Here is a 26,620-nt window from a genome sequence, read left to right on the forward strand (position 1 = left end):
ATAAATAGGTAGTTAGTGCTTTTTGCCAAAACGTTTAGTTAATGTCCACTCTCCATCTTTGTAGAATTGTTCAAATTCTTTGAATAATGGCAAGGTCTTGAGTTCTTCAAAATCCGTTTCGGTATCTTGATTTAAGATTTCTTTGATTTCTATAATTCTTAAAAGAGTGAGAAAACGTAGAGTGGGATAATCTTCAGAAGCCGCCGCCAACTGAAGAAGCTGAGAAGATTTTTCTAAGGCTGCTTGGTAATCTTGAGTAGCTTGAGCATCTGCGATTTCTTTTAATAAAACCTGAGCTGGGGAGGGCATATGGAAATTGGCTCCGCTGCTATAAGCAAGCCCCGCATAATAGGCTCCGCGTAATGGTTCATTATGGATATAGAAACATGAAGAAAGGAAACCTGCATAAGGCTTTACGGAATTTCCACCCATGCGATAGGCATGTTCTAACATTGGCAGGGCAGTTTTAGGAGGTATGAATCCCTGAAAAACTGCAGACTCTGCGGTTTTTGTAAGAAGAAGAATACTTTCGTGTTTTTTGCGATCACTTTTTTGAAAGTTATAAACGATCTTCCCCGTAAGAAATAAGGATAAAGTCACAAGGACTGTTAAAGTAAACGAATAGGAATAAACCCTTTTCCATATTGAGGATAGTAAGTTCTTCATGATTTTAAGATGTAAAGCGCTTAATAATCTCAGTGTATCTGGAAAAAATTTTTTCGTAAACTCCTTGATTTGAGATATTCTAACAGGGGAAAACACTAAAAAAAGCTCTTCACTTCTACAAGCTCTTTTGATAGAAAAACTTCTGTGATACTATTTTTCCTTAAAATAAATTGGGATAAATGCCATCTCTATGCCACTAAAAATGTTCCAGAGATGAATAAGAAAATAGCGAAGGTAGTTTGTGAGTGGAATTATCAATAAAGATACGATAATAGAAGTGGCTATCGATAATATTCGAGTGAGTCCCTTTCAACCTCGAAGGGTATTCTCTGAAGCAGAGCTTCAAGAATTAGTATCATCTTTAAAATCCGTAGGTTTAATTCACCCACCTGTAGTTCGTGAAATTCGTAGTGGCGATAAAATTTTATATTATGAATTAATCGCTGGGGAGCGTCGTTGGAGAGCTCTACAGCTCGCAGGATACACCACAATTCCCGTAGTTCTTAAGCAAGTAATCGCTGATGATATTGCTGCAGAAGCAACACTTATAGAAAATATTCAACGTGTGAACCTCAGCCCTATGGAAATGGCAGAGGCCTTTAAAAAGCTCATCAATGTTTTTGGTTTAACTCAAGATAAGGTAGCCCTACGTGTAGGGAAAAAGCGTTCTACAGTTGCAAATTACTTACGGCTGTTTTCCTTGTCGGAAACCATTCAAAAAAGTCTTTACTTAGGGGAAATTACTTTAGGGCATGCTAAAGTTATCCTTACTCTAGAAGATCCTAAATTACGAGAAACTCTCACCGAGAAGATTATCTCACAACGTCTTGCCGTTCGCGAAGCTGAACAAGAAGCAAAGAAATTGTTGTCAGGCGAGTCTACGATTTCTTCTTCTAAAGAACGCATAAAAATACCTTTGACTGGAAACTATCAAGGTATGCAAGAGCGTCTTAGCCAGTCTTTAGGCTATAAGGTAACGGTAAAGTCTCAAGGTTCTCATCATAGCATATCGCTACATGTTCATGATGAAGAGCAGCTCAAGCAGCTAGAAGAGTGGCTGTTGAAAAAGGCTTAGTCTTTAGAAGACCTTGGATCTTCTTTAAGTATCTCTTAAAGAATGCACTGATATGAGTGCTTGTCCCCATCGGATTGTTCAGGAATGGGCCCTTGAAGGCAAGTTTTCTGTCTTTTGGGACAGCGGTTATAAAAGACGCATCCTGTAGGAGAGGGAGTTTCAGAAGTATTTGTCTGATATGCTTTTAATTTGTGTTCTGCACTGCGATTTTCTGGAAGATCAGGAAGCTGTGAATTAAGAAGCATTTGTGTGTAAGGATGTTTAGGATTCAAGAAGATATCTTCTGTAGCTCCCGATTCAACAATTTTACCTTTATACATAATGATTACTTCTGAGCAAAAAGAGCGAACAACAGCTAAATCATGAGAAATAAACAGATAACTCATCTTCAGCTCTTTTTGCAAATTTGAGAGCATATTTAGGATCTGCGCTTGCATCGAAAGATCAAGAGCAGAAACTACCTCATCACATATAATAAGCTTAGGAGCCCCTAATAATGCTCTAGCTATAGACACACGTTGTTGTTGACCACCGGAGAGTTGATGAGGGTAACGGTAGAAATAATCAGCAGATAACCCTACAAGTTCTAAGGTTTCTCCAATTACAGAATGGAGTTTTTCTTTTGTAATTATGCGATGATGAATAAGAGCATGGCCTAAGCTGTCAAAAATCGTTTTTCTAGGATTTAAAGAGGCCTTAGGATTTTGGAAAACCATCCGCACATAGGAGCGAAGCTTTTTTAAATCATGTTTAGAGTGTAATTTGATAGGAGTATTGTTAAAAGATAAGTAGCCAGAGGTAAGCGATAATAATCCAGAAAGTGCTAATGCTAATGTTGTTTTTCCCGATCCCGATTCTCCAATTAGACCCACGATCTTCCCTGAAGGTATAGAAAAAGAAACATTGTCAATAGCTCTTGTTGCTATTGTCTTTCTTCGAAACCAACTTGAACGCTTATAATAATATTTTTTTAGCTGATTGGCTTGTACTAAAGAATCACTCATATAGCCAGCACCTTACTTTATGCCCTTTGCTTATATTTTGAATTTCAGGAGATTCCATTTTACATTTTCCATAGGCTTTCGAACATCTAGGATAGTAACAACATCCTGAAGGAAGAGCGCTGTAGTGAGGAGGTTGTCCAGGAATTGCTGTAAATGTGTCAGTTTGCAACGAAGGACGCGAAGCTAGAAGATCTTGAGTGTAGGGATGGGACGGGTTGTGAAAAATTTCCTTAGCAGAAGCGTACTCTGCCATTCTTCCTGCGTAGAGAACGAGGACCTCATCAGATGTTTCAGCAACAACACCCATGTTATGGGTAATAATTAATAAACTCATCCCTAGTTTCTCTTGTAAGCCTTTTAATAGCTGTAAAATCTGGTATTGAACAGAAACATCGAGGGCTGTTGTTGGCTCATCAGCAATTAAAATTTCTGGAGAGGAGAGCAAAGCCATAGCAATGGAAACTCTTTGTAGCATTCCTCCGGAGAGTTGATGAGGATAGAGTTTTAAACAAAGTTCAGGATTATGAAATCCTGTATCTATAAGAGTTTGGATAATTTTCTCTTTACCCTCTTTATGTGGAAGATGAAGATGCGTGCGGATAAGCTCTTGGAATTGTTGTTCTATCGTGAAAACGGGATTTAAAGAGGATTGGGGATTTTGGAAAATCATAGAAATTTTCGTTCCGAAAATTGATCTTAAAATTCCTCGTGGAGCTTCTAATAAATCTTTTTCATGGAAAAGAATTTTTCCTGATGCAGAAAATAACGGGGAAGGTAATAGCTGCATAAGAGCTTGAGCGGTTACCGATTTTCCCGATCCTGATTCCCCGATAATCGCTAACGTCCTTCCCTTATGCAAATCAAAGGACAATGACTCAACAATAGGGTAGCGTTCCCGACGTTTATTCAGGCTTACCGAAAGATCTTTAACCTGTAAGATGGGTGGACGAGTCATAAGTCATTTACAAGATCATTAAAGCACGTTATTATTACTAAAAAGGTATTCTTATGCAAACCCTTGCTCGTCTGTTCGGACAGTCTCCTTTTGCCCCGCTACAAGCACACTTGGAAGTCGTAGCATTTTGCGTTCAGCAAATGGTGCCAATCTTTACAGCTTTGCGAGATGGGGATTACAAACAGGTACAAACAATAGCGAAAAGTATTTCTGATAAGGAATATCAGGCAGATTGTATAAAAAATGATATGCGCAATCATCTTCCTGTAGGCTTATTTATGCCTATATCTCGGGCCGGATTGCTGGAGATTATTTCTATACAAGACAGCATAGCTGATGTTTCCGAAGATGTGGCTATCTTACTTACTGTTAGAAAGCTGCGTTTTTATCCAGAATTTGAGAAGATCTTTTTCCAATTCTTACATAAAAGTGTCGAAACTTTTGATCTTACTATGACGGTCATACAAGAATTCAATAAATTACTAGAAAGTTCTTTTGGAGGGCGTAAAGCTGATAAAGCGCGTTTTCTAGTAAGTCGCGTGGCGAAAGCAGAACACGAGTGTGATGTTATTCAACGAGAAATCATGCAAATATTCTTCTCCGATGAATTTATGATTTCTGAAAAAGAGTTTTATTTATGGCTGCAGGTAATTAAGCGTGCTGCGGGTATTTCCGATAGTTCGGAAAAACTTGCTCATCGAGTTAACATGACGCTGGAAGAAAAGTAATATTTCATGCTTGCCCTACTCATTTTTGTTCTCTTATGTGGTTTTTATACCTCTTGGAATATAGGAGCTAATGACGTTGCTAATGCTGTTGGCCCTAGTGTCGGATCCGGAGTATTAACATTACGTCAGGCTGTAATCATTGCCGCTATTTTTGAATTTTTAGGGGCATTGTTCCTCGGAGATCGTGTTGCAGGAACTATAGAAAGTCGTATAGTCTCTGTTTCAGATCCATTAATAGCTTCTGGAGATTACGTTTATGGCATGACAGGAGCTTTGTTAGCGACTGGAGTATGGCTACAACTAGCATCGTATTTTGGATGGCCGGTCTCTACAACCCATTCTATAGTCGGTGCCGTGATTGGCTTTGGTCTTGTTCTTGGTAAAGGAACAGTTATTTATTGGGGATCCGTAGGAGCAATTTTAATCAGTTGGGTAATCTCTCCATTAATGGGAGGATGCATCGCCTATTTGATCTTTTCTTTTATACGTCGAAATATTCTCTATAAAAACGATCCTGTAGGTGCGATGATCCGCATAGCACCATTTCTTGCAGCTTTTGTGATAATTATTTTAGGAATAATTATTGTTTGTGGCGGCGTAGTTACACGTTTAGTGCCTCTGCCCTGGGCTTTATTGTTAGTTTGCCTTGTAGGGGGATTTGCCTATGCCGTCATGTTTAAATATGTGCATACACCACATTGCTCCTTTATTTGTAGTTCACCAAAATCAGGAAGTTTACTTTGTCGTTTAAAAACATGCGGGGGAAACTATGGAAGGAAATACCTGATTGTAGAGAGAATTTTTGCTTATTTGCAAATCATCATTGCCTGTTTTATGGCTTTTGCTCACGGATCTAACGATGTGGCCAATGCCATTGCTCCTGTAGCTGGGGTTTTGCGACAAGCGTATCCCCAAGTATATTCTTCTTATACACTGATAGGACTTATGGCTTTTGGTGGCGTTGGATTAATTATAGGGTTATCTGTTTGGGGATGGCGAGTGATTGAAACTGTAGGCTGTAAGATTACCGAACTTACTCCTTCGCGGGGATTTTCTGTAGGTTTAAGTGCTGCTGTTACAATTGCTTTGGCATCAGCTATGGGCTTGCCTATATCTACAACTCATGTAGTTGTTGGTGCTGTCTTAGGGATAGGTCTTGCTCGTGGTATCCACGCTATTAATTTAAATATTATCAAAGACATTATCATGTCGTGGTTTATCACTCTTCCTGCAGGAGCGATACTCTCTATTCTATTTTTCTTTGCTTTAAGAGCGCTCTTCCAGTAAAAATAGGGAAATCATCTTAGATAATTTCTCAAGGTATATGGATAGATTGACAGTCAGGGACCTTTCCCCAGAAGAAAAAAAGGTTTTAGTTCGTGTAGATTTTAATGTTCCTATAAAAGATGGGAAGATTCTTGATGATATTCGCATTCGTAGCGCTATGCCAACAATCAACTATCTTTTGCAGAAACGCGCTGCTGTAATTTTAATGAGTCACTTAGGCCGTCCTAAAGGAACTGGTTTTGAAGAGAAGTACTCTCTTCAACCTGTTGTTGAGGTTTTAGAAGGTTATTTAGGACATCATGTGCCTTTAGCTCCCGATTGTATCGGAGAAGTTGCTCGTCAGGCAGTAGCGCAGCTGTCTCCTGGACGGGTATTACTACTAGAGAACCTCCGCTTCCACAGAGGGGAAGAACATCCTGAAGAAGATCCTACATTTGCTGCTGAACTTTCCTCTTATGGAGACTTTTATGTAAACGATGCTTTTGGCACTTCTCATAGAAAGCATGCCTCTGTGTATACGGTTCCCCAAGCATTTCCCGAGAAATCTGCTGCGGGTCTTCTTATGGAAAAAGAACTCGAATTTTTAGGCCAGCATCTGCTCCTTGCTCCTAAACGACCATTTACTGCGATCCTTGGTGGGTCTAAAGTATCTTCAAAAATAGGAGTAATAGAAGCCTTACTGTCGCAAGTAGATAATTTACTTTTAGCAGGAGGCATGGGGTTCACCTTCTTAAAAGCATTAGGAAAATCCGTAGGGAATTCCTTAGTTGAAGAATCGGGAATAGAACTTGCTCGTCGTGTTTTGAAACTTGCTCAGCAACGTAATGTGCGTATTGTTCTTCCTATAGATGTGAAGGTCGCAAAGACCTGCGAACCTGGGGTGACATGGTCAGAAATGTCTATAGATCAAGGTATTCCTTCGGATCTTGAAGGTTTAGATATTGGAACTAAGACTATTCAGGAGTTTTGTAAAATCATCGATGTTTCAGCAACAGTATTTTGGAATGGTCCCGTCGGTGTTTATGAAGTTCCTCCTTTCGATCAAGGTTCTATGTCTATTGCTAATTGCCTAGCACGACATTCTTCCGCAACTACTGTGGTTGGTGGTGGTGATGCTGCAGCAGTTGTTGCTTTAGCTGGATGTACTTCTCAAGTCTCACATGTATCGACGGGTGGAGGAGCTTCTTTAGAATTTTTAGAAAAAGGGTTTCTGCCGGGAACAGAGGTTCTATCTCCAGAGCAAGATTAAAATTCCTAAAGCTACTCTGTAAAAGGTGCTATATAGCGCCTTTATATCTAGGCACTAATGTCGTATTTCACGTCTTTTCTTTTGCATTCTTGTAATTAAGATTTCCTTATAAGCACTTTTCATAAAATTAATAATTTTTTTGTTTCATTTAAAATATTCTTATTTAATTCCTAGTTTGAAACAGAAAACTATTTCTTAACCCCTTCATTTATAACAGTTAAGCAAATTCAGAAGTGCTTTCGTTAATCTAACGTTCCACCCATCTTTATCTAATTTAAAAAGCGTATTTTCAATGAGATACGCTTTACTTGTTTATTAATTCTTATATTTTCAATTTCTTTCATTTTTGTAATTAAATTGTGCTGTTTTAGTTTTATTTTTGAATAAAAAGTGTGCGGCTAAATCAAATTTAATTTTAAAATTAAAATATAAAAATGGAGAAAAACTATGGGAATTAATCCAAGCGGTCGCGGAAATAATAATGATCTATGGATTTCAGGCGCTCATGATCAACATCCAGATGTCCAGGATGCTGGAGGTCCTTCTGGAGCAGTGGGTCCCCATAGAGTTTCCACACAAAATAATACCTCAGAAACTCCCAGTTTCTTATCAAGAATCAGCGCTGCTGTAAGTAGTTTCTTCTCCAATATATTTGGTAGAAGTTCTTCTTCACGAACAAGTTCTCGAGCTTCCTCTCCGCAGCAAACTCCATCTAGTAGTCGTAGATCCTCAAATGCATCGGATATGGAAGTTGGGGGCGCAGGATCAGATACAGGTAGTATAAAATCTACAGGTAGTACGGGCTCTAGCGATAGTGCAAGATCGATAGAGGGTGCTGCTCGAGGATTACAAAAGAAAGGTTACACTCCAGGAGTTAAAGTGGACTCACCAACAGTCCCTCGTAGGGGCGGAGTTCAACGTCCGAATACACCGCCACCACCGCCTCCTTCTTCTCCATCAACAAGTGGTATAAGACCTGTACGCGCTGCTCCACCTCCACCAACTACAGCAGGTACATCGCCATCCCCATCAACAAGTGGAACTGGATCTACAAAACGTAAGGCTCCTCAGCCTCCAGAAGCTCCTAATAAACGTCAAAGAACACGTCGTGACAGTATATCCTCTATTTCTAGTGCAGACTCTACAGTGAGTACGGACTCGAGTGTTGCTGAGTCGCGATCAATAGCAGATAGATTAAAAGCAGAATTAGAAATTCATAATACAACAAAACAAGCGCAGTTAGATTCTCTATCTACTCAGGTTAAAAATCGTTGGATAGAACGCGAAATAGACGAACCTATGGCTTACGGGCTTTCCTGTATGCAGACATTAACAGCTAGATTAGGTCAGGCACGTTTGGAAGCTCAGAAAGAATTGCGTGTATTGCGACCTGGAATCAATGAAGCTCCATTAAAGGCTGCTATTTCTCAGTCTCGATCTATATGGGATCTTGGAGAAAAAGAACAAAAACAGGATGGAGAATCTGTGCTTCTTCAAGTTCTGATACGTATGGGGCTAGAGGGGAGCTTATTAAGTCCTGAAGTTGACTACGTTGATTATGTAGATCAGCTTGTTGAGGAATATGGAGATACTTCTGAAGGTTACAATTGGCAACCTACATTGCAATCTCTTGCTCAGGATTTAAACGGAATAAGAAATTCCAACCCTAATGGTATGAAGAAATTCTGGTCTTCATTTGCTGGAAAAGGAGAGGTTACTGTCAGAAGTTTAACCAATAAGTTTATGGCTGCGAATACAGGAAAATATGATCCTTCTTCAGTTAAAGTAGACGTTCGTTGGAACCGTGGTGCTTTAGATTTAATGAAGTCTTTAAGTCCTGAAGTCTATGTAAAAACAGTTTCGATCATGGCTATAGATGCCTTTACTTTACGAGAATAGGATTTAGAGAAGATTAGTTATGGGATCGCCAATTTCAGGTGGTGGAGGCGCTGAGCCTCCATGGAAAGATCTATTTACAGAAAAGGATTCTTCGATAGAGGGCGAAGGTGAGGATGTTGATTTAGAAGATCGTATTTCTGATCATGTTGGCTCTATTTTGGATGAACAACAGGCAGAGCATGGGATTCCTGAAACTAATGCTTCCGAGGGAATGAATAGCGATCTTCAAGGTAGAATACATTCAGAACCACAAGAAGGTTTCTTTAAAAATATACTTACTAGGATTCGTAACGCAGTCCATAGATTATGGTATAACAGATTAGGATCTCCTCGTTTTGTAAGACGCGAGAACTTTTCTAGAAGTTATGCAGATCTTTTTACAGACACAGATCTACCCGCAACAACTGTTGCTGAAGCTAAAGCAGCCCCAGCAGCCACAGTAGGATGTTGCGCATCTATAAGACAATTCTTTGTAAAAGCGTTTAGAAAAATGTGTTGTTGCATTGCTAGAAGATGCGCAGAGTCTTCTATAGATTTTTGTGGTGCAGATCCTGAAGGCCCTGAGGGTACTATGGCACTCGCGTTAATGCTACGCATGGCGTGCAAATGGTCTTCGCAAAAAGAATTTCTTTATAAATCGCAAAACAAGGGGATAGATGCCTTTATAGCTATGGGAACAGCTCCCATTGCAAGTACTGTAGAAGCAACAGCTGTCTTAACATCTTTTGAAGATATTCTAAAAGGAGAGAGAGTGCAAGATCCTGTAGCAACAGTTCGGGGTATCACAAAACTTTCTTCTTTCGCTTATGATGAAACAATTAACTGTAGTGGAGCTATAAAAACTCTCCAAGAAGCTGATACTGATTACGATTACACACTTATATTAGATTTAGCCACGCGGCTTGATAATCTCGCGAATAAGGGATATGAAGAAGCTACTATAGTTAGACAGATTCTCTCATCTTTGCGTTATACACATACAAGTTTGATGGGAGAATATCTCAATTTATGGGGAGATGAATCTTCTCGAACAAGTCAGCAAATCCCTATAAATTATGATTTAGTAGTGACTATTGTTGAAAATAACTTACCCTCTTTAGAAGAATCGTATCGTGATAATCGTGAGCAATATGAAAAAAAACTTAATGATATAATACGGGAATTTTTCTTTTCCTATGAGACGAGAGCATCTAGGTTAAGAAGATTGTATCAAGGCAATATAGAAAATCCTCAAGATATAGTAGATGAAGATAGAGGACAATAAACCTGGTATTTTTAGAAATAAAAATAATGCAATAATATTTCCTCTAAAGAATAAGCAAAAAGAAAACGATACGGCCGTATTCTTCCCATGATGTTGGATTTGCGATTTTCTACAGACTATTACTTGCGTGTTGTCGAATTAGCTATCCGTGATGGATCACGCACTCTTGTCTATAATAAGAGACAATCCCTTTTAGAAACGTGGCCTATAAATGCGACTCTTTCTCCTGATCAAGATGGTATGAAAGAAACCATCCAAAAAGCAATTCAGGAGCTTTTTTCACGTTCTGTAATTTCCTATTCCCTATCAGGGAGACTCCTTTCTATTATTGATACGCGTCTACGTCAAGAAACACCCTACACTCGTATTTTATATAGAATATTTCGTAAAGATACTTTTAAGAGGAAACAGACTATTGTTAAAAAGCTCTTATTGTTGAAAAACATTATTTTTCTAGAGCGTCAACGTCCTTTAAATAAGATCTCAAATGTAGCCAGTGCTGTATTTGGTAAGGAAAAAACAAATTTCTCTTCTTGGGAAGATTTTACTCACGATGTTGAAATACATTCAGAAGACATAGATATGAGCTCTTCAATAAAAGAAGGTTTTGCTGCGGAATCTTCTTCGCAAGTAATCATGGAAGCTTTAATGACCTTTCTAGAAAGCCAGAATACTTACCTCCCCCTAAGTTTAGAGCTTTTAGACCAGTTCCTTTCTGAGAAAGTACTAGCTTTGCGCACATTATCAGAAAAAAATTTCCATCTATTAACAGAACTCAAAGATCTCTACACATTAAGTCGTGAAGATTTTCAAGCAGTTATAGGAGGTATTGTTACAGATTCTCTTTCTGATGTCCTTACGAATTCTCTGGTAGGTTCTCAGTTACTTACTCCGCAGGGGAAAACCATGGTAAACACCTGGCAAGAAGTTGCTGAATTTTCTCCGAAAGAGGCTATCTTTGCTCAAGGATTTTTAGCAGAGATCCTTCGACGTATTGTATCTGAGGATTTGAAAACCATTGTTTCGGTTGCTAATGACGCCACTCCAGAACAAATTGGCAGGATGTATAGTATTCGTGATTGTAGCCCAGGGTTGTGGTTAAAAATGATGCGTATACTGTTAATGCGTTGGCTTTTGGACTTTGATGATAAGGTATATTCTTCATTAAAAAAAAGTATTCACTATTACACGCCACAACCAACCCTATGGCAGCAAATTTTATGTATGTTTAAAAAATTCTGATCTTCTTCTTTGTTCCCAAGTTTTATTTCCTCTATTTAGAGAAAGGAATTTAAATAGATATTTTTTCTTTTAGGGTTTTTTCAAAGGAAAATAACGCAAAAAAGTGTATACTCTTTCGTTATGGTTCCTTTTCGTCTACATCATTTATACACATTACTTAATGAGCTTTACACCACACCTATTGGTGAGGTAAATCGTGTAGCTCTCTATTTTAAACAGCATCGTTCTTTAGGCTCTAAGGATCGTCAATGGATGAGTACGCGTATTTTTGCTATCCTTCGTCATCGACGGTTATTGGAGGCACTTATCCAACAAGATAATCAGGAAGTTACCCCCGAGACTTTAGTAGCTAAAGTTGAAGAAGGAGCTTTGGACGATATTGAGAAATATCAGGATCTTCCTTGGCCTGTACGTTATTCCGTATCTGATGATCTTGCTGATTGCCTAATTGAAGATTATGGTCAAGAAAGAGCCAAGGAACTCTCTGCGATTTTTCTTCAGGAAGCTCCTTGTGCTATTCGTGTGAATACACGACGAACTTCTATAGAAGATCTTCAAAAGCGTTTAGAATACCCCAGTGAGCTAGGATCTGTTCCAGGTTCTTTACGTTTTGATAAGCGTTATCCTCTGCAACACAGCGCAGCTTTTCATCGCGGCCTATTTGAAGTTCAAGATGAATCGTCTCAGAAAATTACTTTAGACATCCCTATAAGTAAAAAAGATCGTGTTCTAGATTTTTGTGCAGGAGCTGGCGGGAAAAGTCTGATTTTTGCTGAGAGAGCACATCACGTTGTTTTACATGATAGCCGTAAGGACGTTTTGGAAGAAGCGAAACAACGTTTGCGTAGGGCAGGAGTAAGAAACTTTTCTATAGGAGAGCAACATCTAAGGAGAAATAGCTTTTCTATCGTTGTTGTTGATGCTCCTTGTACAGGAACAGGGGTGTTTCGACGGCAGCCTGAAAAGAAAAGTCAATTTTCTAAAAAACTTCTCACTACATTCTCAAGGGTACAAAGAAAGATTCTTAGAGAAGCTATGAATTACGTAAAACCTGGTGGGAAGCTCATCTACATTACCTGCTCTCTACTTTCAGAAGAAAATGAAAAGCAAGTTGCTTTCATGAAATCTTTAGGATGGGAAGAAGAACGTCATACGCACACTGCATTATCAGCAGAGAGTGGAGACGGTTTTTTTGCTGCCCACTTTGTTCGCAAAAGCAATAAGGCTTCTGAATAGAGCTTAATCTAAGCCATATTCATGGTAAGGGCCATTACTCTGTGTTTGATGATAAGCAACAGTAAATTGTGACATTCTCCAGATGCTTCGGGGAATTTATCAAACTGTAATAAGATATGCAGAAGATTCAGAGGATCATTCCAAATTTCAGGACGTTTTAATGCAAATATTACCTGTTTTAGGAAATACGTATGCTGCTCATCTCTTATAACTTTTGGATCTTTCCAAAAATACCAAGAAGATGTTGTTGGAGCATCATTTCTAGAAATACACAATGTAGTAGATACCAAAGTTTCGGAAATTTCCTCTCCAGTTCCTGCTATAGGTAGGAAAATAGAAGCAAGCAAACCACAAATTAGATATTTGCGCATAATATTCCTTATTATCTCAATAATACCTACGTAGTTTATGCGAAAATCAGGTTTTTCATAAGCTAAAAGAAAGAGTTATATCATAGGTAATACCGAGATGATTTTCTACGATGCACACGTGTTTTCCTATAATACAGAAGCGCTAACGTTAAAATGATATACGTTCTGTACGAAGTGACTATACGCTTAGCGTACAAACAAATTTTTTGGATAATAGAAGGATGAATCGTATCAGGTGCATAAAGGGGTTCAGCACGAACTCTTTCCCCAGAGAGATTACGAAATACCCAATGACCAAGAAGATCTCCCTTTTGAATGGGAAGCTTTGTTGCATGAGGAACAAAAGAGATTGTTCGAGGTTCTTCTCCCTCAGAGGCATAGAAGTCATAATAGACACCATTAGGTAAAGGAATAGAAATTTTCCCTAAAAGTCCTAAACGTAAGGCATATTTTTCTGTTGGGAGAATGAGATACCTTCGTAAAGCGGGTTCATTGAAAATCCCTTCACATAAAGCTATGACATCTTCATAGAGATCCCCCATGGCAGGATAACCGGCGGCTATAGTGATAATAAAGCGACCGTGTTTTTTCGCTGCAAAGATAAGATTTTTCCCTGCATCTTTTGTTGTTCCTGTTTTCCCCCCTAACGCGGGAGGATAATAGTAGGTAGATCCAGGAAGAATGAGTTTATTTGTAAGATTTAAGACTCTCTCCTGGCTCAAATTTGTCGCGGCCATTTTATAACTGGTAGTGCGAATAACCTGACGAAATAAAGGTTCTTTTAGACCCTCACGCATAATAGAGGTTAAATCCCGAGCTGTTGTGTAGTGATTAGGGTGATGTAAGCCGTGAGGGTTATTAAAATGCGTATGAGAGCAACCTAACTCTTGTAGGAAGCTATTCAATTGCTTCATAAATTCGGTTACAGATCCTGAGCAAGCCATTGCAAGGGTGTTAGCAGCATCGTTAGCCGAATAGATCAGTAACGCATGAAATAGATCCCATCCTGAGACTTCCTCTTTATTTTGCAGTTGTATTGTTACACCATCGGTTTCTAGCCAATGTGGAGGGCTCCGATAGCCCGATTGTTTTTTAGCCTGAGGGGTAATCGAAGCGATAGCATCTTGTTTTACAGTAATGAAGCGATTCAAAATATCGGGATGTTTTCTTAAGATAAACAGCGCTGTGGCAACCTTTGTCATGCTTGCAGGATAAATTCTTTTGTCTATGTCCTTAGCATAAAGCACCTTGCCAGTTTCAGATTGAATGATGGCTACGGCATTTCCTCGTATTTCGGGAAAAGATATATCTGCATATGAAGGAATCATAAAGATGACTGCAAAAAAAGCAATCAGTCCAGATCTGGAAAAAACTCTTATCATTGTAGGGATTTTGATAGCTTGTTACTTAGGTTTGAATTTTCGCGTAAGTCTGAGAAAGCTCTTGACGCCTCTTAAAATAAAGAATTACCATGAGTGGGAGGGAAAACGCTATGAGTTTGGATTTTTTAGAAGAATTTTACCGTCGTTCTATTTGTAACAAAGGAGCGGCGTTTCCTGAGGGCTTCATGGATATTGCCGATGTCCTGTCTCATTCTGCGTCTGAACTTAAAATCGACTCTATTAGCGATCTTCCTGTTAATAATTTCATCATTGCAGAATCTGCAGATAAACTCACTTTATTTAATGCAGATTTTGCTGTTTGGTTAGTGCCAGAGCTTGTCCAAGGGGAGGCCGTTACTCGGGGATATATCGCTTTATATCATTCTGGGGGAGATTATACTCCAGAGATGGCATTTCAAGCTTCCGGGGAATACAATCAATCTACATTGATCCTTGAAGCACTTCAGATATATCTACAAGATATAAAAGATACTGAAAGCGTGTTACGTGCTTTCCGTTTTAATCAAGATTAGTTCAATTATTATGGATTCTTAAGTGTACGATATTAGAGTCTCCGTTTCTTTCGTACTGAAATTCATCCACAGAGTTTTTTGCTAAAAAAATTCCTAATCCGCCAAGCTTTCTCTCATCTAAAGGAAGTTGATCTTGAATATCAATAGATGCGGTTAAAGGATTGAAAGAAGGCCCATTATCTTTGATAGTTACTTGCAAAGCTTCTTTATCTCCGTCACAACAAATGATTATCTTTCCAGGAGATGATGCTTCTTGATATGCATAAGAGATAATATTGACGAGTAGCTCTTCACAGGCAAGCTCTAGCTTTAATAATTTCTCTTTTGGGAATGTTTTTAGCCGTTCTGCCCCTTTAACGAAGTCTAGCATATTGTGAAGTTCACTAAGGAGTGCCGGAAAGACTGCTTCTCCATCAGAAGAGGTCATAATATACCTGTTGAACAATAGTCTCGGCTAAATGAGCGTATAACACACGCCAGGCGCTCTTAATAGCCTCATTATGCATTTCAAATTGACCTAAGGCAAACTGTTGAGCGTTCACCATGCCTAAATCAGGTTCAAAATCAAAGGAGACTGATCTTCTTGATACACAGTCATCGACTACGACTTTCCCCGAGCGTCTGTCAATAAGTTGTACTTTCGCAGATATAGACAAACGCCCCTCACTTGAGACAATAAAGTGTCTCGGGGTCTTATCGTCAATTTTATTTGGGGCATACGTAAAACCCGTATTCTCGTCAACTTCATTCAAGAGTTGTACCTTGAGAAGATAACGAGCGCAGCTTTCACCATTACGGATAGGAAGAGAACGCTTTCCTAATTCATAGATGAGAGCTGATGTCAATTGACCTAGGGAATCTTTATCAATAGGAGCAAGATAAATACCTTCAGAACGCATCGAGCGGCCTAAATCTGATAAGGCCGCTGAAGAATTTAGGATAGTATATCCACTGCAAGAAGATAATCCCAAGCCCGACAAGCAAAAAAAGACAAAAACTAATATACGCATGAAAAATATCTTAAAACTAAGAAGAATGTTTTGCTATTCTATTTAGTCGTTTATGACACTTAGCTACTAAAGATGACTCAGGATAGTTATCAATAGCCGTGGTATAATAGATACTTGCTGCATGAGGTTTCTTCTTTTTTTCATAAAAACGCCCAGTAGTGTAGAGCCCTGAAGCATAACGTTCACACATAGAGCGTACGTTTGAAGAAACAACAAGAGTTAAAGGGTGATTGGGGTGTTGCTTTTTGATAGCCTCTTCATTGATCTTTGCCAGATTTAAATATTGCACATTATGAGGTTCTTTTTGTGCTTGCATAAGATAAATTTCTGAAAGACGAACAAAGGATTTTGGAGACAATGCGTGGGCAGCAAATTGTAACGTCAGTTTTTTAAAAGTTTTAATGGCTTCAGAAAAATCTTTTTTGATAACGAGCAAATCACCTTTAAGATACAAAGCTTGAGCTCCTAAATCTTTATTAGGAAAAGCTGTGAGTATTTCATCATAAATACGTAAGGCATCCGCATCCGCATTAGCGAGTTTAGGAAATCCTTCTAAAAGAAACACACGTTTGCGTTTCCCTTGAGCAAAGCTCTTTGCTATAGAATATTTCATCAAAAACAATTCTTCAGAATAATCAGCGTCAGGAAGTTGCATATAACTTGCAAAAGCTTTTTCAGCTAAATCTGGTTGACCATTTTTGAAATAACATACTCCAGTTAAGTACAAAGCTTCAGTATATAAAGGATCTTTTGGAAAATGATGAGTAACCATACCAAAACAAAGCAAGGCTTTACGATAACTTTGTCGTTCTAAATAGTTCTTCCCTTCTAAAATATATTCTTCCGGAGAGTGTTTAGGCACAAACTTTTGAGGAGATAATTTACCAGAAAAAGGTTCAAAAGAAATCGGCCTGGCGTTACATCCAGAACACAAAAGTAGTAATAAAACAACAAACTGTAAAACAGATTTCATAAATCCGGCATGAAGCTACGATAACAAAATGTTATCATAAAAAAGAAAAAGAGAATTTGTCAAATCCGTTGTTTTTGTTTTATTTACAAAATATAATTTTTTTATTTGATAAAACATTTTTTTATTTAGTAAAATAAATAAAAAGGTTTTTTATGAAAAAGTTAGTTTTGTACTTTGGTACTTTTGTTGTATCTCTTTTTTGCGGAGTTTTTTTATGGGATAATGTGCCTTGTGCACACAAGGCCATGCAGGTTACCGCAAATTATAGTGTTGATGTTTTTGAGAAGAGCTGCCGGCTTGTTCGCAAAGTTTCTGGATTCGAAAGACTCCGAGTTTTCGAAAGGAAGTTTTCTCCAGAGCAAATATTGACTTTCTTTCCAGAACATGTGGATGGAAATGCTTCTGTAGAACTGACTTTTGTTCCTCATACATTAATGCATGTGCGTTTTTCTAGAGAGGATGCTGTCAAGAAAACGATGGCCAGTCAAGAGGGTGAGATCCTTTGGAGCTTAGCAAATGGTGAAATGGTTCTTAATACGGGAACATGGGCTTGTTCTAAAGGATTTAGAGAATGCCTGATGCTAAAAGCAGGCAAGCAAGACGTCAATGTTATGCAGGCTCTAGCAAATCTCGGAGGAGCGGCTTCTAAAGAATCATTGACACACGCTCTATCTATGAAAAATATCAGAGCTGAAAAAGTAATCCGTGCCTGTCAGAAAAAGAAATTAATTTTTTCAATGGGCAGTCAAATAGGAAGTCATTTCCAACAGCTTCAGCCAATTAAAGGTTGTACAACAACAATCCAATCGTCTCCTGTATGGTTGCGAAGACCTCGAGGTTCTTCTGTTGTATCGCCACAATTTTCTGAGGATCGCATAAGTAGTCTTGCCGGAATGATTTTTGGAAATAATTTCTTAATATTAGATAAGGTTGTTGTTTATGTTCCTGTGTATAAAGTATCCTTAGTTGCTGCAGATAATAGTGTTCGTATAGAATACGTTAATGCTGTAACAGGAAAACCATTTTTGGATATTTAAACAGCAATAAACCGAACAGGAAGTTGAGAATTCTCTAAGTCCTTCTGAAGGCCGCTAGTATCTTCAGAGACAAAATAGTCTGCATCAGGAGAGATGGAGGCCACGCGCTCATTATCCTTTGTGAAAACTAGAGAGAGAGTGCGAGATCCGGGATATTTGCGTATGATTTGTTTTAATACGCAAAGGTGGCTATGGCGTAATTGTCCAAGATCAAGAGATAATTTAACTATAGAAGCTTGAGATTGATTATCAGTAGTTTTTGACATAGTAGATGTTTTCCTCTGATTCGTATCTTTATTAGTTTCTAAGTTTAAATACGACATTTTCTGCATCTGACTTTTAATCTTATCAAACATATCGTCGCATTCTTGAAGGAGATTTTCATTAATAAGAGATAGGTCCCTCATCCATCGGCAAGATAAGCGTAAAGATTCACTACGTTTATCGATAGATAAAATAGCATAAATTAAACGATCTTCTTCTAAAAGTTCCTGTTGTTCAGCATACATTTCTGGCCATATAGGTAATTCATAAGAGTCAACACCGTCGTTAACACGTAGTAAAGCAAATTTTCTTTGCCCTTTTGAAGAAATTCGTGTTGTGACTTTGTCGATAATGAATATGGTCCGAATTACCGAACCGTGGGGGAGATTTTCAAACTCTCCTGGGCTGACAACAGAGAGTTGGGGTAAAATATCTTTAACAGCATCCATAGGATGCTCAGTAAGATAAATACCTAATAACTCTTTCTCTTTCTTAAGTATTTCTTTTTTTGATCTAGGAACAACATTTGTAACTGGAGTTAACGCTACAGGATGTTCTTGATGCATAGTATTTAAAGAAAAGAATGTCATAACTCCGGTAGCAGCTTCTTTCTTCTCTTTGGATATTGTGTCATAGAGAGTTTCTAAAGTGGCTTGAGCAATGTCTCTATCAGGCTCAAAAACATCGAAACATCCCGCATCGATTAAGTTTTCTGTGTGCTTCTTGGTGACCTTCTTTAAATCAGAACGTTGGATAAAATCTTGAATGCTTTGATATGGCCCGCGTTTCTCTCTTTCTTCAACGATACTTTCTACAAGGCCCTTACCTATACCTCGAATGGCTCCCATAGCAAAACGAATACCTCTATCTGTAGCAACAAAGTTTGTTCCGGACTCATTAATGTCAGGAGGGAGGATACAGATATCCATACTATGTGCTTCGTGAATGAGTTTCCCTACTTTCTCAATATCATCAGAGTCGCAGGTAAGAAGAGCTGCTAACCATTCTTTAGGGTAGTTTGCTTTAAGATATGCAGTTGTATAGGTAATTAATCCATAAGCAGCTGCATGGGACTTGTTAAAGCCGTAGGAAGCAAATTTTTCCATTTTATCAAAAATGGTTGTTGCTAAATCTGCGTTGATACCATTTTTGCATGCGCGTTCACAAAACTTTGTACGCTCTTGAAGCATCTGTTTAATATCTTTTTTCCCCATGGCACGACGTAAGACATCACCTTCCCCTAGGGAATAGCTTGCTAGGGATCCGGCAATTTGCATAACCTGCTCTTGGTAAACCATAATGCCGTAGGTTTCTTTGAGAATAGACTCCATAAGAGGGTGATCGTATTCTATGATTTCTTTGCCATGCTTTCGATTAATGAAGGAGGGAATCATATCCATAGGGCCAGGACGATATAAAGCACCTATAGCGATGATTTCTTCGAAGGAATCGGGGCGAAGATTTTTTGCTAACTCCTGCATTCCTTTAGATTCCATTTGGAATATCCCCATTGTCTTACCTTGATGCAAAAGAGCAAATGTTGTTTTATCATCCAAAGGAAGAGAGGCCATTTCTAATAACTTGCCGGTTTTCTTTTGGATTGCGTGAATAGCAATATGGATACTCGTTAAAGTTTTTAATCCCAGGAAGTCCACTTTAAGCATTCCCACACTTTCCACAGGTTTCATGGAAAATTGTGTGGTAATCATTGTAGAATCTTTAGAAATACAGATAGGGATATGATTAGTTAAACGATCTCCACAGATAATGACTCCAGCAGCATGTACCCCTGTATTGCGGATAGATCCTTCTAGATGCATCGCCATATCAATAACCTGAGCAGCCTCAGAATCATTGGTGTACAACTCATTTAGATGAGGATCTGTTTCCAAAGCTTTTGCTAATGTAGTATTAAGTTCTGGAATATGTTTGGCGATGTGGTTAACTTTAGAAAGAGAAACGTCTAAAGTCCTCCCCACATCTTTCACAGCCATTTTGGCTTTCATAGTTCCAAACGTAATAATCTGAGCTACGTTATCTTTTCCATGGCGTTCTGTCGCATAATTGATAACGCGTTCTCGCCCTGCCATACAAATATCAATATCGATATCGGGATAGGATAAACGCTCGGGATTAATAAATCTTTCAAAGAACAGATCGAAGCGGATAGGTTCTATTTCTGTGATTCCTAGTAAGAATAACATGACAGATCCTGCTCCAGAACCTCGTCCAGGGCCTACAGGGATTCCATTATCTTTTGCCCAACGAATAATATCCCAAACAATAAGGAGGTAGTCACACATCCCTTTAGGGATGATAATTGACATTTCCATTTCCAAGCGTTCTTTAACTAATTCTAAAGGATCTCTATCAGGAAATTTTTTAGAGATATGACTAAGTTGTTCCAGATTATATTTTGTAGATAATCCTTGTTCGCAAAGCTCGCGAAGAAAAGCTGAAGAAGCTTCGTAACGTTCTTCTTCCGTATATGTTTGTTTTTCTTTAAGAAACTCAGGAACGTAAATAGGGTAGTGCTTATTCGAAAGATTCAATTTAAGATTACATTTATCTGCAACTTCTAAAGTATTGGAGATTGTTTCTGGATGATCAGCAAACAAAATTGCCATTTCTTCTGGAGATTTAAAATAATATTCTCTACTGCGAAACACTTTTCTCTTCGGATTGGGGATATATGTATTTTGTTTTGCAATCCTTATTGTTTCCCCTAGTTGTACATTAATAAGAATCTCATGCGCCAACCAGTCATTGGGGTGGATGTAATGAATATCATTAGTAGCTACTGAACGAATTCCTAAATGCTCACTGGTTTTTAATAGAGCCTGATTAACTTTTATTTGAGCCTCGACAAATTGATGATACTCGTGTTTTAACCATTCTTCTCCCAAGGAGACAATTTTCTCCTCAGGCATTTTATGAAGTTGGATTTCGCTATAGAAGTCATCACCAAATAGGTTTTGATACCAGCGGAGATCTTTTTCAAGAGCTTCTTCAGATTCTAAAGCAGCTTGAGCTACAGAGCCAGATAGACAGGCAGATAGACAAATAAGACCCTCAGAATATTGACTGAGAAGTTCTCTATCTATTCTAGGGAAATAATAAAAGCCTTCAGTGAATGCTAGGGAAGACAATAAGCAGAGATTGCGATATCCCTGTTCATTTTTACATAAAAGAATGAGATGATTTGCTACGCGGCTTTTTTTCTCTTTTTTCTTATCGAAACGTGAAGTCGGAGCCACATAAATTTCACAACCAATGATAGGCTTAATGTCGTTTTGTTGACACTCTTTATAAAATTCAATAGCCCCGTATAAATTTCCATGATCTGTTAATGCTAGAGAAGGAATTTGATATTCCTTTGCCTTTGCTACGAAGCTCTTAATCGAGCTTGTAGCATCTAGAATGGAATATTGAGAATGACAGTGAAGAGGTATCCAAGTCACTAGTAATCCCTCGTGTCAACCCACATTACTTTTTAGTTTGTAAACTTCTCTCGGAGGCATTCCATGTAGGAAGGAATAAAACCAAAGCAATTAAAGCACAACCTAGAAGAGCAATGAAGAAACCTCTCCAGCCCCAATCTTGTGCGATTTTCCCTAAAGGATAGCCCGCAAATGCTGCTCCAAAATAAGCAAACCAACCTGCGAAACCACTAGCGGTCCCAGCAGCTTTTTTATGAGATAATTCCGCAGCCGCTAAACCAATCATCATTTGAGGCCCAAATAGGAAGAAACCAATGACGAAGAGTAAGGTGCCGTCTAACCACCACATATCTTGATTTCGACCATACCACATGCCTAAAATTGAAAATAATAATCCTAAAGAAAATACAACATTCATCGGACCGCGCTTGCCCTTGGAAATCTTATCAGATAACCATCCGGCAATTAACATACCGAAAAGCCCACCGATTTCAAATAGAGAAACGCAGAAATTAGCTTTAACAGCAACGTAACGTTTTGTCTCAATCAAGAATAACGCGCTCCAATCATTTACAGCCATACGAACAACGTAAATGAAAAATGAAGCAAAAGATAGTAACCAGATCCACTTGTTCTTCAGAACATAGGTAAAGAGAATTTCTTTAGTAGATAATTCTTTTTCAGCTTCTTCTTCTAAAATATCTGCCGTTGTTTCTTCATGCTTATGAGACTCCTGTTCTTTCCTATGTTTTTCAATGGCAGGAAGACCTAAGGATTGTGGTGTATCACGAAGACGATTGATTAAAACAAATCCCATGATAATACATAGTACGCCTGGGATAAACATAGCCCCACGCCAACCACAACAATCAATAGCAAATCCCGTAAGAATAGGAATTAAAGCTCCACCAATGTTATGTGAAGTGCTCCACACACTCCACCAAGTGCCTCTTTCAGATTTTGAATACCAGTGAGTTAGTAGACGAGCACATGGAGGCCAGCCCCATCCTTGAAACCAACCATTAAGCCCCCACCATAAAGCAAATAACAAGATTGAAGAGGACATTCCGAAGAAAATGTTCGTAAGTCCTGTGATAATTAAACCCAACGCCATGAAATAACGAGGATTTGACTGATCAGACATGACACCGCTAACGAATTTACTAACGCCATAGCTGATGTATAAAGTACTTCCGATGATTCCTAATTGTGCTTTATCAAAACCAAGGTCCGTCATCAGTGTGGGCATGGCAAAGGTAAAACTCTTCCTTGTGAAATAGTAGAAGACATACCCTATAAACATGCTGTAGAAGATTCGAATTCTCCAATACTTGTATTGTTTTTTGACTAATTCTGGATCATCAAGTTCTTTAATGTGCTTGGGAGGCTGAAAGAATTTGGTCCAAATATTCATCATAAGATCTCATGTTTAAATATTTAATATAGTTTCAGTAGAATAGGGAAGACCTCAGGTTAACATATGGCCAATGAAAAAACAAGAACGTAATAACATGTTGTAGCGTGCGTAAACATTGATTAATTGTAGTTTTCAGTTGCTTATTTTAGTATAAATTGACGTATTAATATCCGAGTTTACATCTTTCTATTTTAATTTTTATCGCTACCAAAAAAATGAAGCAAATGGCTTAGAGAACCGTATTATGAAAAGAATAATTATACTGTTCGCAAGTTTGTTTTTAACTCCAATAGGCATTCAAGATACTAAAGAAGCAAGATCCTTTGAGGCTAAAATTTGGAAAACAATATCGCAAACGTATATTCGAGAATGTGAATTTCCTCATCAAGAGATTATAGAGCCCTCTTTTGTGAATCCTTTGACTCTTGTGTAGGACGGGTTTAATTTTGCTCTTTATCTGAATTTGAGATATTCTACTCTTGAAATTGTTTAATTAAAATTAAAGACATACGGTGAAAGTAGCTTTACCTAAAGGGGTTTTCGATATATTCCCTTATATTACTGATGCAAAACATATGTGGAGACATACTTCCTTATGGCATCGGGTGGAAGATGTTATTCATGAAGTATGTGATTTATATGGGTTTTCAGAGATCCGTACACCTGTTTTCGAAAAGTCTGAGGTGTTTTTACATGTTGGAGAGCAAAGCGACATTGTAAGAAAAGAAATGTATACTTTTCTGGATAAGAAAGGACGGTCATTAACACTACGGCCTGAGGGAACAGCTCCGATAGTACGCTCATTCATAGATAATCCTATGAGTCAACGCGACGACAATAAGTTTTATTATATCCTTCCTATGTTCCGTTATGAGCGTCAACAATCGGGAAGATACCGTCAGCACCATCAATTCGGTTTAGAAGCTATAGGAGTGCGACATCCTCTTCGTGATGCGGAAGTTCTAAGTTTGCTTTGGCATTTTTATTCTGCAGTAGGTTTGCAACACATGCAAATTCAATTAAACTTTTTAGGTGGAGAGATCACGCGTAAGCGCTATGATCAGGTTTTGCGCGAATATTTTCTCCAATATTTAGACTCCTTATCTTCTTTAAGCAAGGAAAGGTTTAATACAAATCTATTGAGAATATTAGATTCTAAAGAACCAGAAGACCAAGAGATTATTAAATCCGCGCCTCCGATTCTTGACTATATTTCGGATGAAGATCGAAAGTATTTTGATGAAATTCTTTCTGCTTTAAACATTTTGAATATTCCTCACTCTATTAATCCAAGATTGGTTCGAGGTTTAGATTACTATACCGATGTAGTTTTTGAAGCGGTCACGACATTCGGAGGCCACTCCTATGCTTTGGGAGGAGGTGGACGTTATGATGGATTGATTGGTGCATCTGGGGGGCCAGCTACTCCTGCTTGTGGTTTTGGAGTTGGTCTAGAAAGGGTGATTCAAACATTATTAGCCCAAGGAGATCTAACTCTTCCATCTTCCCAGAAATTGCGTTTGATTCCTGTTGATTCGGAAGCAGATTCTTTTTGTTTTGTTTGGGCGCAACATTTACGTAGTTTGGGAATCCCTACAGAAGTAGATTGGACACACAAGAAATTGAAAATCGCTTTAAAAACAGCAGATGCAGAGAAAGTAACTTTTGTTTGTCCAATAGGAGAAAGAGAATTGCTTTCTGAGGAATTGACCGTTAAAAATATGTCTTTACGTCAAGAATTCTCTGGTTCAAAGCAAGAGATAGAGCAAAGGTTGCTATATGAAATACAGAACACATCGTTGTAATGAGTTGTCCCTAAGCAATGTTGGAGAACGTGTACGCGTATCCGGATGGGTACATCGTTACCGTAATCATGGGGGTGTCGTTTTTATAGATTTACGAGATCGTTTTGGGATTACACAAATAGTCTGTCGTGAAGATGAGAAACCTGAATTACATCAGCTAGTTGATTCTGTTCGCTCGGAGTGGGTCTTGTCTGTAGAAGGCTCTGTATGCCGACGCTTAGAGGGTATGGAAAACTCTAATTTAGCTACAGGTGACATTGAAGTAGATATTGAAAAAGTGGATATTTTGTCAAGAGCTAGAAATCTGCCTTTTTCTATCTCTGATGAGCATATCCATGTGAATGAGGAATTGCGATTAGAATATCGTTATTTAGATATGCGTCGAGGTCAGATTTTAGACCGGTTGATCTATCGTCATAAGGTTATGTTGGCTTGCCGTCAATATATGGATGGGCAAGGTTTCACTGAGGTTGTTACTCCTGTTCTAGGTAAATCTACTCCTGAAGGAGCTAGAGATTATCTAGTTCCTTCTAGAATATATCCTGGAAGTTTTTATGCTTTGCCTCAGTCGCCACAACTATTTAAACAGATTCTTATGGTGGGTGGTTTAGATCGATATTTTCAAATAGCTACTTGCTTTAGAGATGAAGATCTCCGAGCTGATCGTCAACCTGAATTCTCTCAAATTGATATTGAGATGAGTTTTGCTACTCCCGAGGATCTTTTCCCTATTATTGAACAACTAGTAGTTGAAATGTTTGCTGTTCAGGGAATTAGAATAGATCTTCCCCTGCCCAGAATGACGTATCAAGAAGCAAAAGATTTGTATGGAACAGATAAACCAGATCTTCGATTTGGATTGCAATTACATGATTGTCGAGAGCACGCAAAGCAATTTTCTTTCTCTATATTTTTAGATCAACTTGCACAAGGAGGCTCAATAAAAGGTTTTTGTGTCCCTGGTGGTGCGGATATTTCGCGTAAACAGCTTGATATTTACACAGAGTTTGTGAAGCGCTATGGCGCTATGGGATTGGTTTGGATTAAGAAGCAGGAAAATGGTCTAGCTTCTAATGTTGCTAAATTTGCTTCTGAAGAAGTTTTTGAAGCTATGTTTGCGGACTTCGGAGCTGAAGATAATGACATCTTACTTTTGATAGCAGCTCCAGAATCTGTAGCTAACCAATCTTTGGATCATTTACGTAGGTTGATTGCTAAAGAGCGTAATTTATATAACGAATCACAATACAATTTTGTTTGGATTACAGATTTTCCGCTATTTGCTAAAGAAGATGGAAAGATATGTTCGGAACACCATCCGTTTACCTCTCCTTTAGATGAAGATATTCCTTTATTGGATACAGATCCTTTATCCGTACGTTCTTCGAGTTATGACTTGGTTCTTAACGGATATGAAATAGCTTCCGGATCACAACGTATCCATAATGCAGATTTGCAAAATAAAATATTTTCTATTTTAGAGTTATCTCCAGAGAGTATAAAAGAAAAATTCGGCTTCTTTATAGATGCCTTAAGTTTTGGCACACCACCACATTTAGGAATTGCTTTAGGTTTAGATCGTATTATGATGGTGCTGACAGGAGCTGAAGGTATTCGAGAAGTGATAGCTTTCCCAAAAACTCAAAAGGCTGCAGATTTAATGATGAATGCGCCTGCGGAAATTATGACTTCCCAATTAAAAGAACTAAATATTAAGGTAACTTCTTAAATAATTTTATACCTATTTTAGGTGCATGGCATCACATAATGTGAGTGTCTAGGC

General features: G+C 38.3%; 23 protein-coding genes. 13 read left to right on the forward strand and 10 right to left on the reverse strand.

Features of this window, described 5'->3' with window-relative positions; genetic code table 11:
* Positions 1–12: 12 nt before the first annotated feature.
* Positions 13–666, reverse strand: a complete 654-nt coding sequence (locus tag H9Q19_RS02695) for a hypothetical protein (protein ID WP_213240067.1) — start codon at positions 664–666, stop codon at positions 13–15.
* Positions 667–907: 241 nt separating this feature from the next.
* Between H9Q19_RS02695 and H9Q19_RS02700 the strand changes: the two genes are divergently transcribed.
* Positions 908–1,741 (forward strand): ParB/RepB/Spo0J family partition protein, encoded by an 834-nt coding sequence (locus H9Q19_RS02700; protein WP_213240069.1) that lies wholly within the window; start codon positions 908–910, stop codon positions 1,739–1,741.
* A gap of 35 nt (positions 1,742–1,776) precedes the next feature.
* On the opposite strand, the gene H9Q19_RS02705 is transcribed toward H9Q19_RS02700, so the two are convergent.
* Both H9Q19_RS02705 and H9Q19_RS02710 read right to left on the reverse strand, forming a co-directional pair.
* On the reverse strand, positions 1,777–2,745 hold the full coding sequence (locus tag H9Q19_RS02705; protein WP_213240071.1) for an oligopeptide/dipeptide ABC transporter ATP-binding protein: 969 nt from the start codon (positions 2,743–2,745) through the stop codon (positions 1,777–1,779).
* Positions 2,738–3,700, reverse strand: coding sequence for an ABC transporter ATP-binding protein (locus tag H9Q19_RS02710; protein ID WP_213240073.1), 963 nt, complete (start codon positions 3,698–3,700; stop codon positions 2,738–2,740). The genes H9Q19_RS02705 and H9Q19_RS02710 overlap by 8 nt, the downstream gene beginning before the upstream one ends.
* A gap of 53 nt (positions 3,701–3,753) precedes the next feature.
* Here H9Q19_RS02710 and H9Q19_RS02715 point away from each other — a divergent pair, with 53 nt between their 5' ends.
* The 7 genes from H9Q19_RS02715 to H9Q19_RS02745 all read left to right on the forward strand — a co-directional run bounded on the left by H9Q19_RS02715 (position 3,754) and on the right by H9Q19_RS02745 (position 12,605).
* On the forward strand, positions 3,754–4,428 hold the full coding sequence (locus H9Q19_RS02715; RefSeq protein WP_213240075.1) for a TIGR00153 family protein: 675 nt from the start codon (positions 3,754–3,756) through the stop codon (positions 4,426–4,428).
* A 6-nt stretch (positions 4,429–4,434) separates the two neighbouring features.
* Positions 4,435–5,715 (forward strand): inorganic phosphate transporter, encoded by a 1,281-nt coding sequence (locus tag H9Q19_RS02720; protein ID WP_213240077.1) that lies wholly within the window; start codon positions 4,435–4,437, stop codon positions 5,713–5,715.
* Between the two features lie 37 nt (positions 5,716–5,752).
* Positions 5,753–6,964, forward strand: a complete 1,212-nt coding sequence (locus tag H9Q19_RS02725) for a phosphoglycerate kinase (protein ID WP_213240079.1) — start codon at positions 5,753–5,755, stop codon at positions 6,962–6,964.
* 447 nt (positions 6,965–7,411) lie between these two features.
* A complete protein-coding gene (gene semD, locus H9Q19_RS02730) occupies positions 7,412–8,863 on the forward strand; it encodes a SemD/SinC family type III secretion system effector (protein WP_213240081.1) in 1,452 nt (483 codons plus the stop codon).
* A 19-nt stretch (positions 8,864–8,882) separates the two neighbouring features.
* Entirely contained in the window at positions 8,883–10,127 is a 1,245-nt protein-coding gene (locus tag H9Q19_RS02735) for a TmeB family type III secretion system effector (RefSeq protein ID WP_213240083.1), read from the forward strand.
* Positions 10,128–10,214: 87 nt separating this feature from the next.
* Complete coding sequence (locus H9Q19_RS02740; RefSeq protein WP_213240085.1) at positions 10,215–11,369, forward strand: hypothetical protein; 1,155 nt, start codon at positions 10,215–10,217, stop codon at positions 11,367–11,369.
* A 120-nt stretch (positions 11,370–11,489) separates the two neighbouring features.
* A complete protein-coding gene (locus H9Q19_RS02745; protein ID WP_213240087.1) occupies positions 11,490–12,605 on the forward strand; it encodes an RsmB/NOP family class I SAM-dependent RNA methyltransferase in 1,116 nt (371 codons plus the stop codon).
* An 8-nt stretch (positions 12,606–12,613) separates the two neighbouring features.
* Here the strand turns inward: H9Q19_RS02745 and H9Q19_RS02750 are convergent, their stop codons facing one another.
* Both H9Q19_RS02750 and H9Q19_RS02755 read right to left on the reverse strand, forming a co-directional pair.
* Entirely contained in the window at positions 12,614–12,976 is a 363-nt protein-coding gene (locus tag H9Q19_RS02750) for a hypothetical protein (RefSeq protein WP_213240088.1), read from the reverse strand.
* A gap of 80 nt (positions 12,977–13,056) precedes the next feature.
* Complete coding sequence (locus H9Q19_RS02755; RefSeq protein ID WP_407644852.1) at positions 13,057–14,358, reverse strand: D-alanyl-D-alanine carboxypeptidase family protein; 1,302 nt, start codon at positions 14,356–14,358, stop codon at positions 13,057–13,059.
* A gap of 110 nt (positions 14,359–14,468) precedes the next feature.
* Between H9Q19_RS02755 and H9Q19_RS02760 the strand changes: the two genes are divergently transcribed.
* Entirely contained in the window at positions 14,469–14,891 is a 423-nt protein-coding gene (locus tag H9Q19_RS02760) for a hypothetical protein (RefSeq protein ID WP_213240092.1), read from the forward strand.
* A 1-nt stretch (position 14,892) separates the two neighbouring features.
* Here the strand turns inward: H9Q19_RS02760 and H9Q19_RS02765 are convergent, their stop codons facing one another.
* The 3 genes from H9Q19_RS02765 to H9Q19_RS02775 are packed head-to-tail and all read right to left on the reverse strand — an operon-like array spanning position 14,893 to position 16,874.
* Positions 14,893–15,318, reverse strand: coding sequence for an ATP-binding protein (locus tag H9Q19_RS02765; RefSeq protein ID WP_213240094.1), 426 nt, complete (start codon positions 15,316–15,318; stop codon positions 14,893–14,895).
* The gene (locus H9Q19_RS02770) at positions 15,305–15,901 is read right to left on the reverse strand and encodes an LPS assembly lipoprotein LptE (RefSeq protein ID WP_213240096.1); all 597 of its coding nucleotides are present in this window, start codon (positions 15,899–15,901) and stop codon (positions 15,305–15,307) included. Before H9Q19_RS02770 ends, H9Q19_RS02765 begins: the two co-directional genes overlap by 14 nt.
* Positions 15,902–15,917: 16 nt before the next feature.
* The gene (locus tag H9Q19_RS02775; protein WP_213240098.1) at positions 15,918–16,874 is read right to left on the reverse strand and encodes a tetratricopeptide repeat protein; all 957 of its coding nucleotides are present in this window, start codon (positions 16,872–16,874) and stop codon (positions 15,918–15,920) included.
* A gap of 152 nt (positions 16,875–17,026) precedes the next feature.
* Between H9Q19_RS02775 and H9Q19_RS02780 the strand changes: the two genes are divergently transcribed.
* Complete coding sequence (locus H9Q19_RS02780) at positions 17,027–17,911, forward strand: hypothetical protein (RefSeq protein WP_213240100.1); 885 nt, start codon at positions 17,027–17,029, stop codon at positions 17,909–17,911.
* Here H9Q19_RS02780 and dnaE read toward each other — a convergent pair.
* Together dnaE and pgtP are read right to left on the reverse strand one after the other, a co-directional pair.
* Positions 17,908–21,636, reverse strand: coding sequence for a DNA polymerase III subunit alpha (gene dnaE, locus H9Q19_RS02785; RefSeq protein ID WP_213240102.1), 3,729 nt, complete (start codon positions 21,634–21,636; stop codon positions 17,908–17,910). The genes H9Q19_RS02780 and dnaE overlap by 4 nt on opposite strands.
* A 25-nt stretch (positions 21,637–21,661) precedes the next feature.
* On the reverse strand, positions 21,662–23,029 hold the full coding sequence (pgtP, locus tag H9Q19_RS02790; protein ID WP_213242037.1) for an MFS transporter: 1,368 nt from the start codon (positions 23,027–23,029) through the stop codon (positions 21,662–21,664).
* 247 nt (positions 23,030–23,276) lie between these two features.
* Here pgtP and H9Q19_RS02795 point away from each other — a divergent pair, with 247 nt between their 5' ends.
* From H9Q19_RS02795 to aspS, 3 genes are all read left to right on the forward strand, one after another.
* Positions 23,277–23,465: a hypothetical protein gene (locus H9Q19_RS02795; protein ID WP_213240104.1), complete on the forward strand. Its 189-nt coding sequence runs from the start codon at positions 23,277–23,279 to the stop codon at positions 23,463–23,465.
* A 79-nt stretch (positions 23,466–23,544) separates the two neighbouring features.
* Positions 23,545–24,837 carry a histidine--tRNA ligase gene (gene hisS, locus H9Q19_RS02800; RefSeq protein ID WP_213240107.1) on the forward strand — a complete coding sequence of 431 codons (1,293 nt, stop codon included), beginning with the start codon at positions 23,545–23,547 and terminating at the stop codon, positions 24,835–24,837.
* Positions 24,812–26,566: an aspartate--tRNA ligase gene (aspS, locus tag H9Q19_RS02805; protein WP_213240109.1), complete on the forward strand. Its 1,755-nt coding sequence runs from the start codon at positions 24,812–24,814 to the stop codon at positions 26,564–26,566. The genes hisS and aspS overlap by 26 nt, the downstream gene beginning before the upstream one ends.
* Positions 26,567–26,620 lie beyond the last annotated feature (54 nt).

Source organism: Chlamydia crocodili (genome assembly GCF_018343815.1).
Classification (GTDB): Bacteria; Chlamydiota; Chlamydiia; order Chlamydiales; family Chlamydiaceae; genus Chlamydia; species Chlamydia crocodili.

Bases quoted from the DNA above. Each gene is read 5' to 3' on its own strand.
- H9Q19_RS02695 (WP_213240067.1), bottom strand. From the start codon at position 666: ATGAAGAACTTACTATCCTCAATATGGAAAAGGGTTTATTCCTATTCG.
- H9Q19_RS02705 (WP_213240071.1), bottom strand. From the start codon at position 2,745: ATGAGTGATTCTTTAGTACAAGCCAATCAGCTAAAAAAATATTATTAT.
- H9Q19_RS02710 (WP_213240073.1), bottom strand. From the start codon at position 3,700: ATGACTCGTCCACCCATCTTACAGGTTAAAGATCTTTCGGTAAGCCTG.
- H9Q19_RS02715 (WP_213240075.1), top strand. From the start codon at position 3,754: ATGCAAACCCTTGCTCGTCTGTTCGGACAGTCTCCTTTTGCCCCGCTA.
- H9Q19_RS02720 (WP_213240077.1), top strand. From the start codon at position 4,435: ATGCTTGCCCTACTCATTTTTGTTCTCTTATGTGGTTTTTATACCTCT.
- H9Q19_RS02725 (WP_213240079.1), top strand. From the start codon at position 5,753: ATGGATAGATTGACAGTCAGGGACCTTTCCCCAGAAGAAAAAAAGGTT.
- semD (WP_213240081.1), top strand. From the start codon at position 7,412: ATGGGAATTAATCCAAGCGGTCGCGGAAATAATAATGATCTATGGATT.
- H9Q19_RS02735 (WP_213240083.1), top strand. From the start codon at position 8,883: ATGGGATCGCCAATTTCAGGTGGTGGAGGCGCTGAGCCTCCATGGAAA.
- H9Q19_RS02740 (WP_213240085.1), top strand. From the start codon at position 10,215: ATGATGTTGGATTTGCGATTTTCTACAGACTATTACTTGCGTGTTGTC.
- H9Q19_RS02745 (WP_213240087.1), top strand. From the start codon at position 11,490: ATGGTTCCTTTTCGTCTACATCATTTATACACATTACTTAATGAGCTT.
- H9Q19_RS02750 (WP_213240088.1), bottom strand. From the start codon at position 12,976: ATGCGCAAATATCTAATTTGTGGTTTGCTTGCTTCTATTTTCCTACCT.
- H9Q19_RS02755 (WP_407644852.1), bottom strand. From the start codon at position 14,358: ATGATAAGAGTTTTTTCCAGATCTGGACTGATTGCTTTTTTTGCAGTC.
- H9Q19_RS02760 (WP_213240092.1), top strand. From the start codon at position 14,469: ATGAGTTTGGATTTTTTAGAAGAATTTTACCGTCGTTCTATTTGTAAC.
- H9Q19_RS02765 (WP_213240094.1), bottom strand. From the start codon at position 15,318: ATGACCTCTTCTGATGGAGAAGCAGTCTTTCCGGCACTCCTTAGTGAA.
- H9Q19_RS02770 (WP_213240096.1), bottom strand. From the start codon at position 15,901: ATGCGTATATTAGTTTTTGTCTTTTTTTGCTTGTCGGGCTTGGGATTA.
- H9Q19_RS02775 (WP_213240098.1), bottom strand. From the start codon at position 16,874: ATGAAATCTGTTTTACAGTTTGTTGTTTTATTACTACTTTTGTGTTCT.
- H9Q19_RS02780 (WP_213240100.1), top strand. From the start codon at position 17,027: ATGAAAAAGTTAGTTTTGTACTTTGGTACTTTTGTTGTATCTCTTTTT.
- pgtP (WP_213242037.1), bottom strand. From the start codon at position 23,029: ATGAATATTTGGACCAAATTCTTTCAGCCTCCCAAGCACATTAAAGAA.
- H9Q19_RS02795 (WP_213240104.1), top strand. From the start codon at position 23,277: ATGAAAAGAATAATTATACTGTTCGCAAGTTTGTTTTTAACTCCAATA.
- aspS (WP_213240109.1), top strand. From the start codon at position 24,812: ATGAAATACAGAACACATCGTTGTAATGAGTTGTCCCTAAGCAATGTT.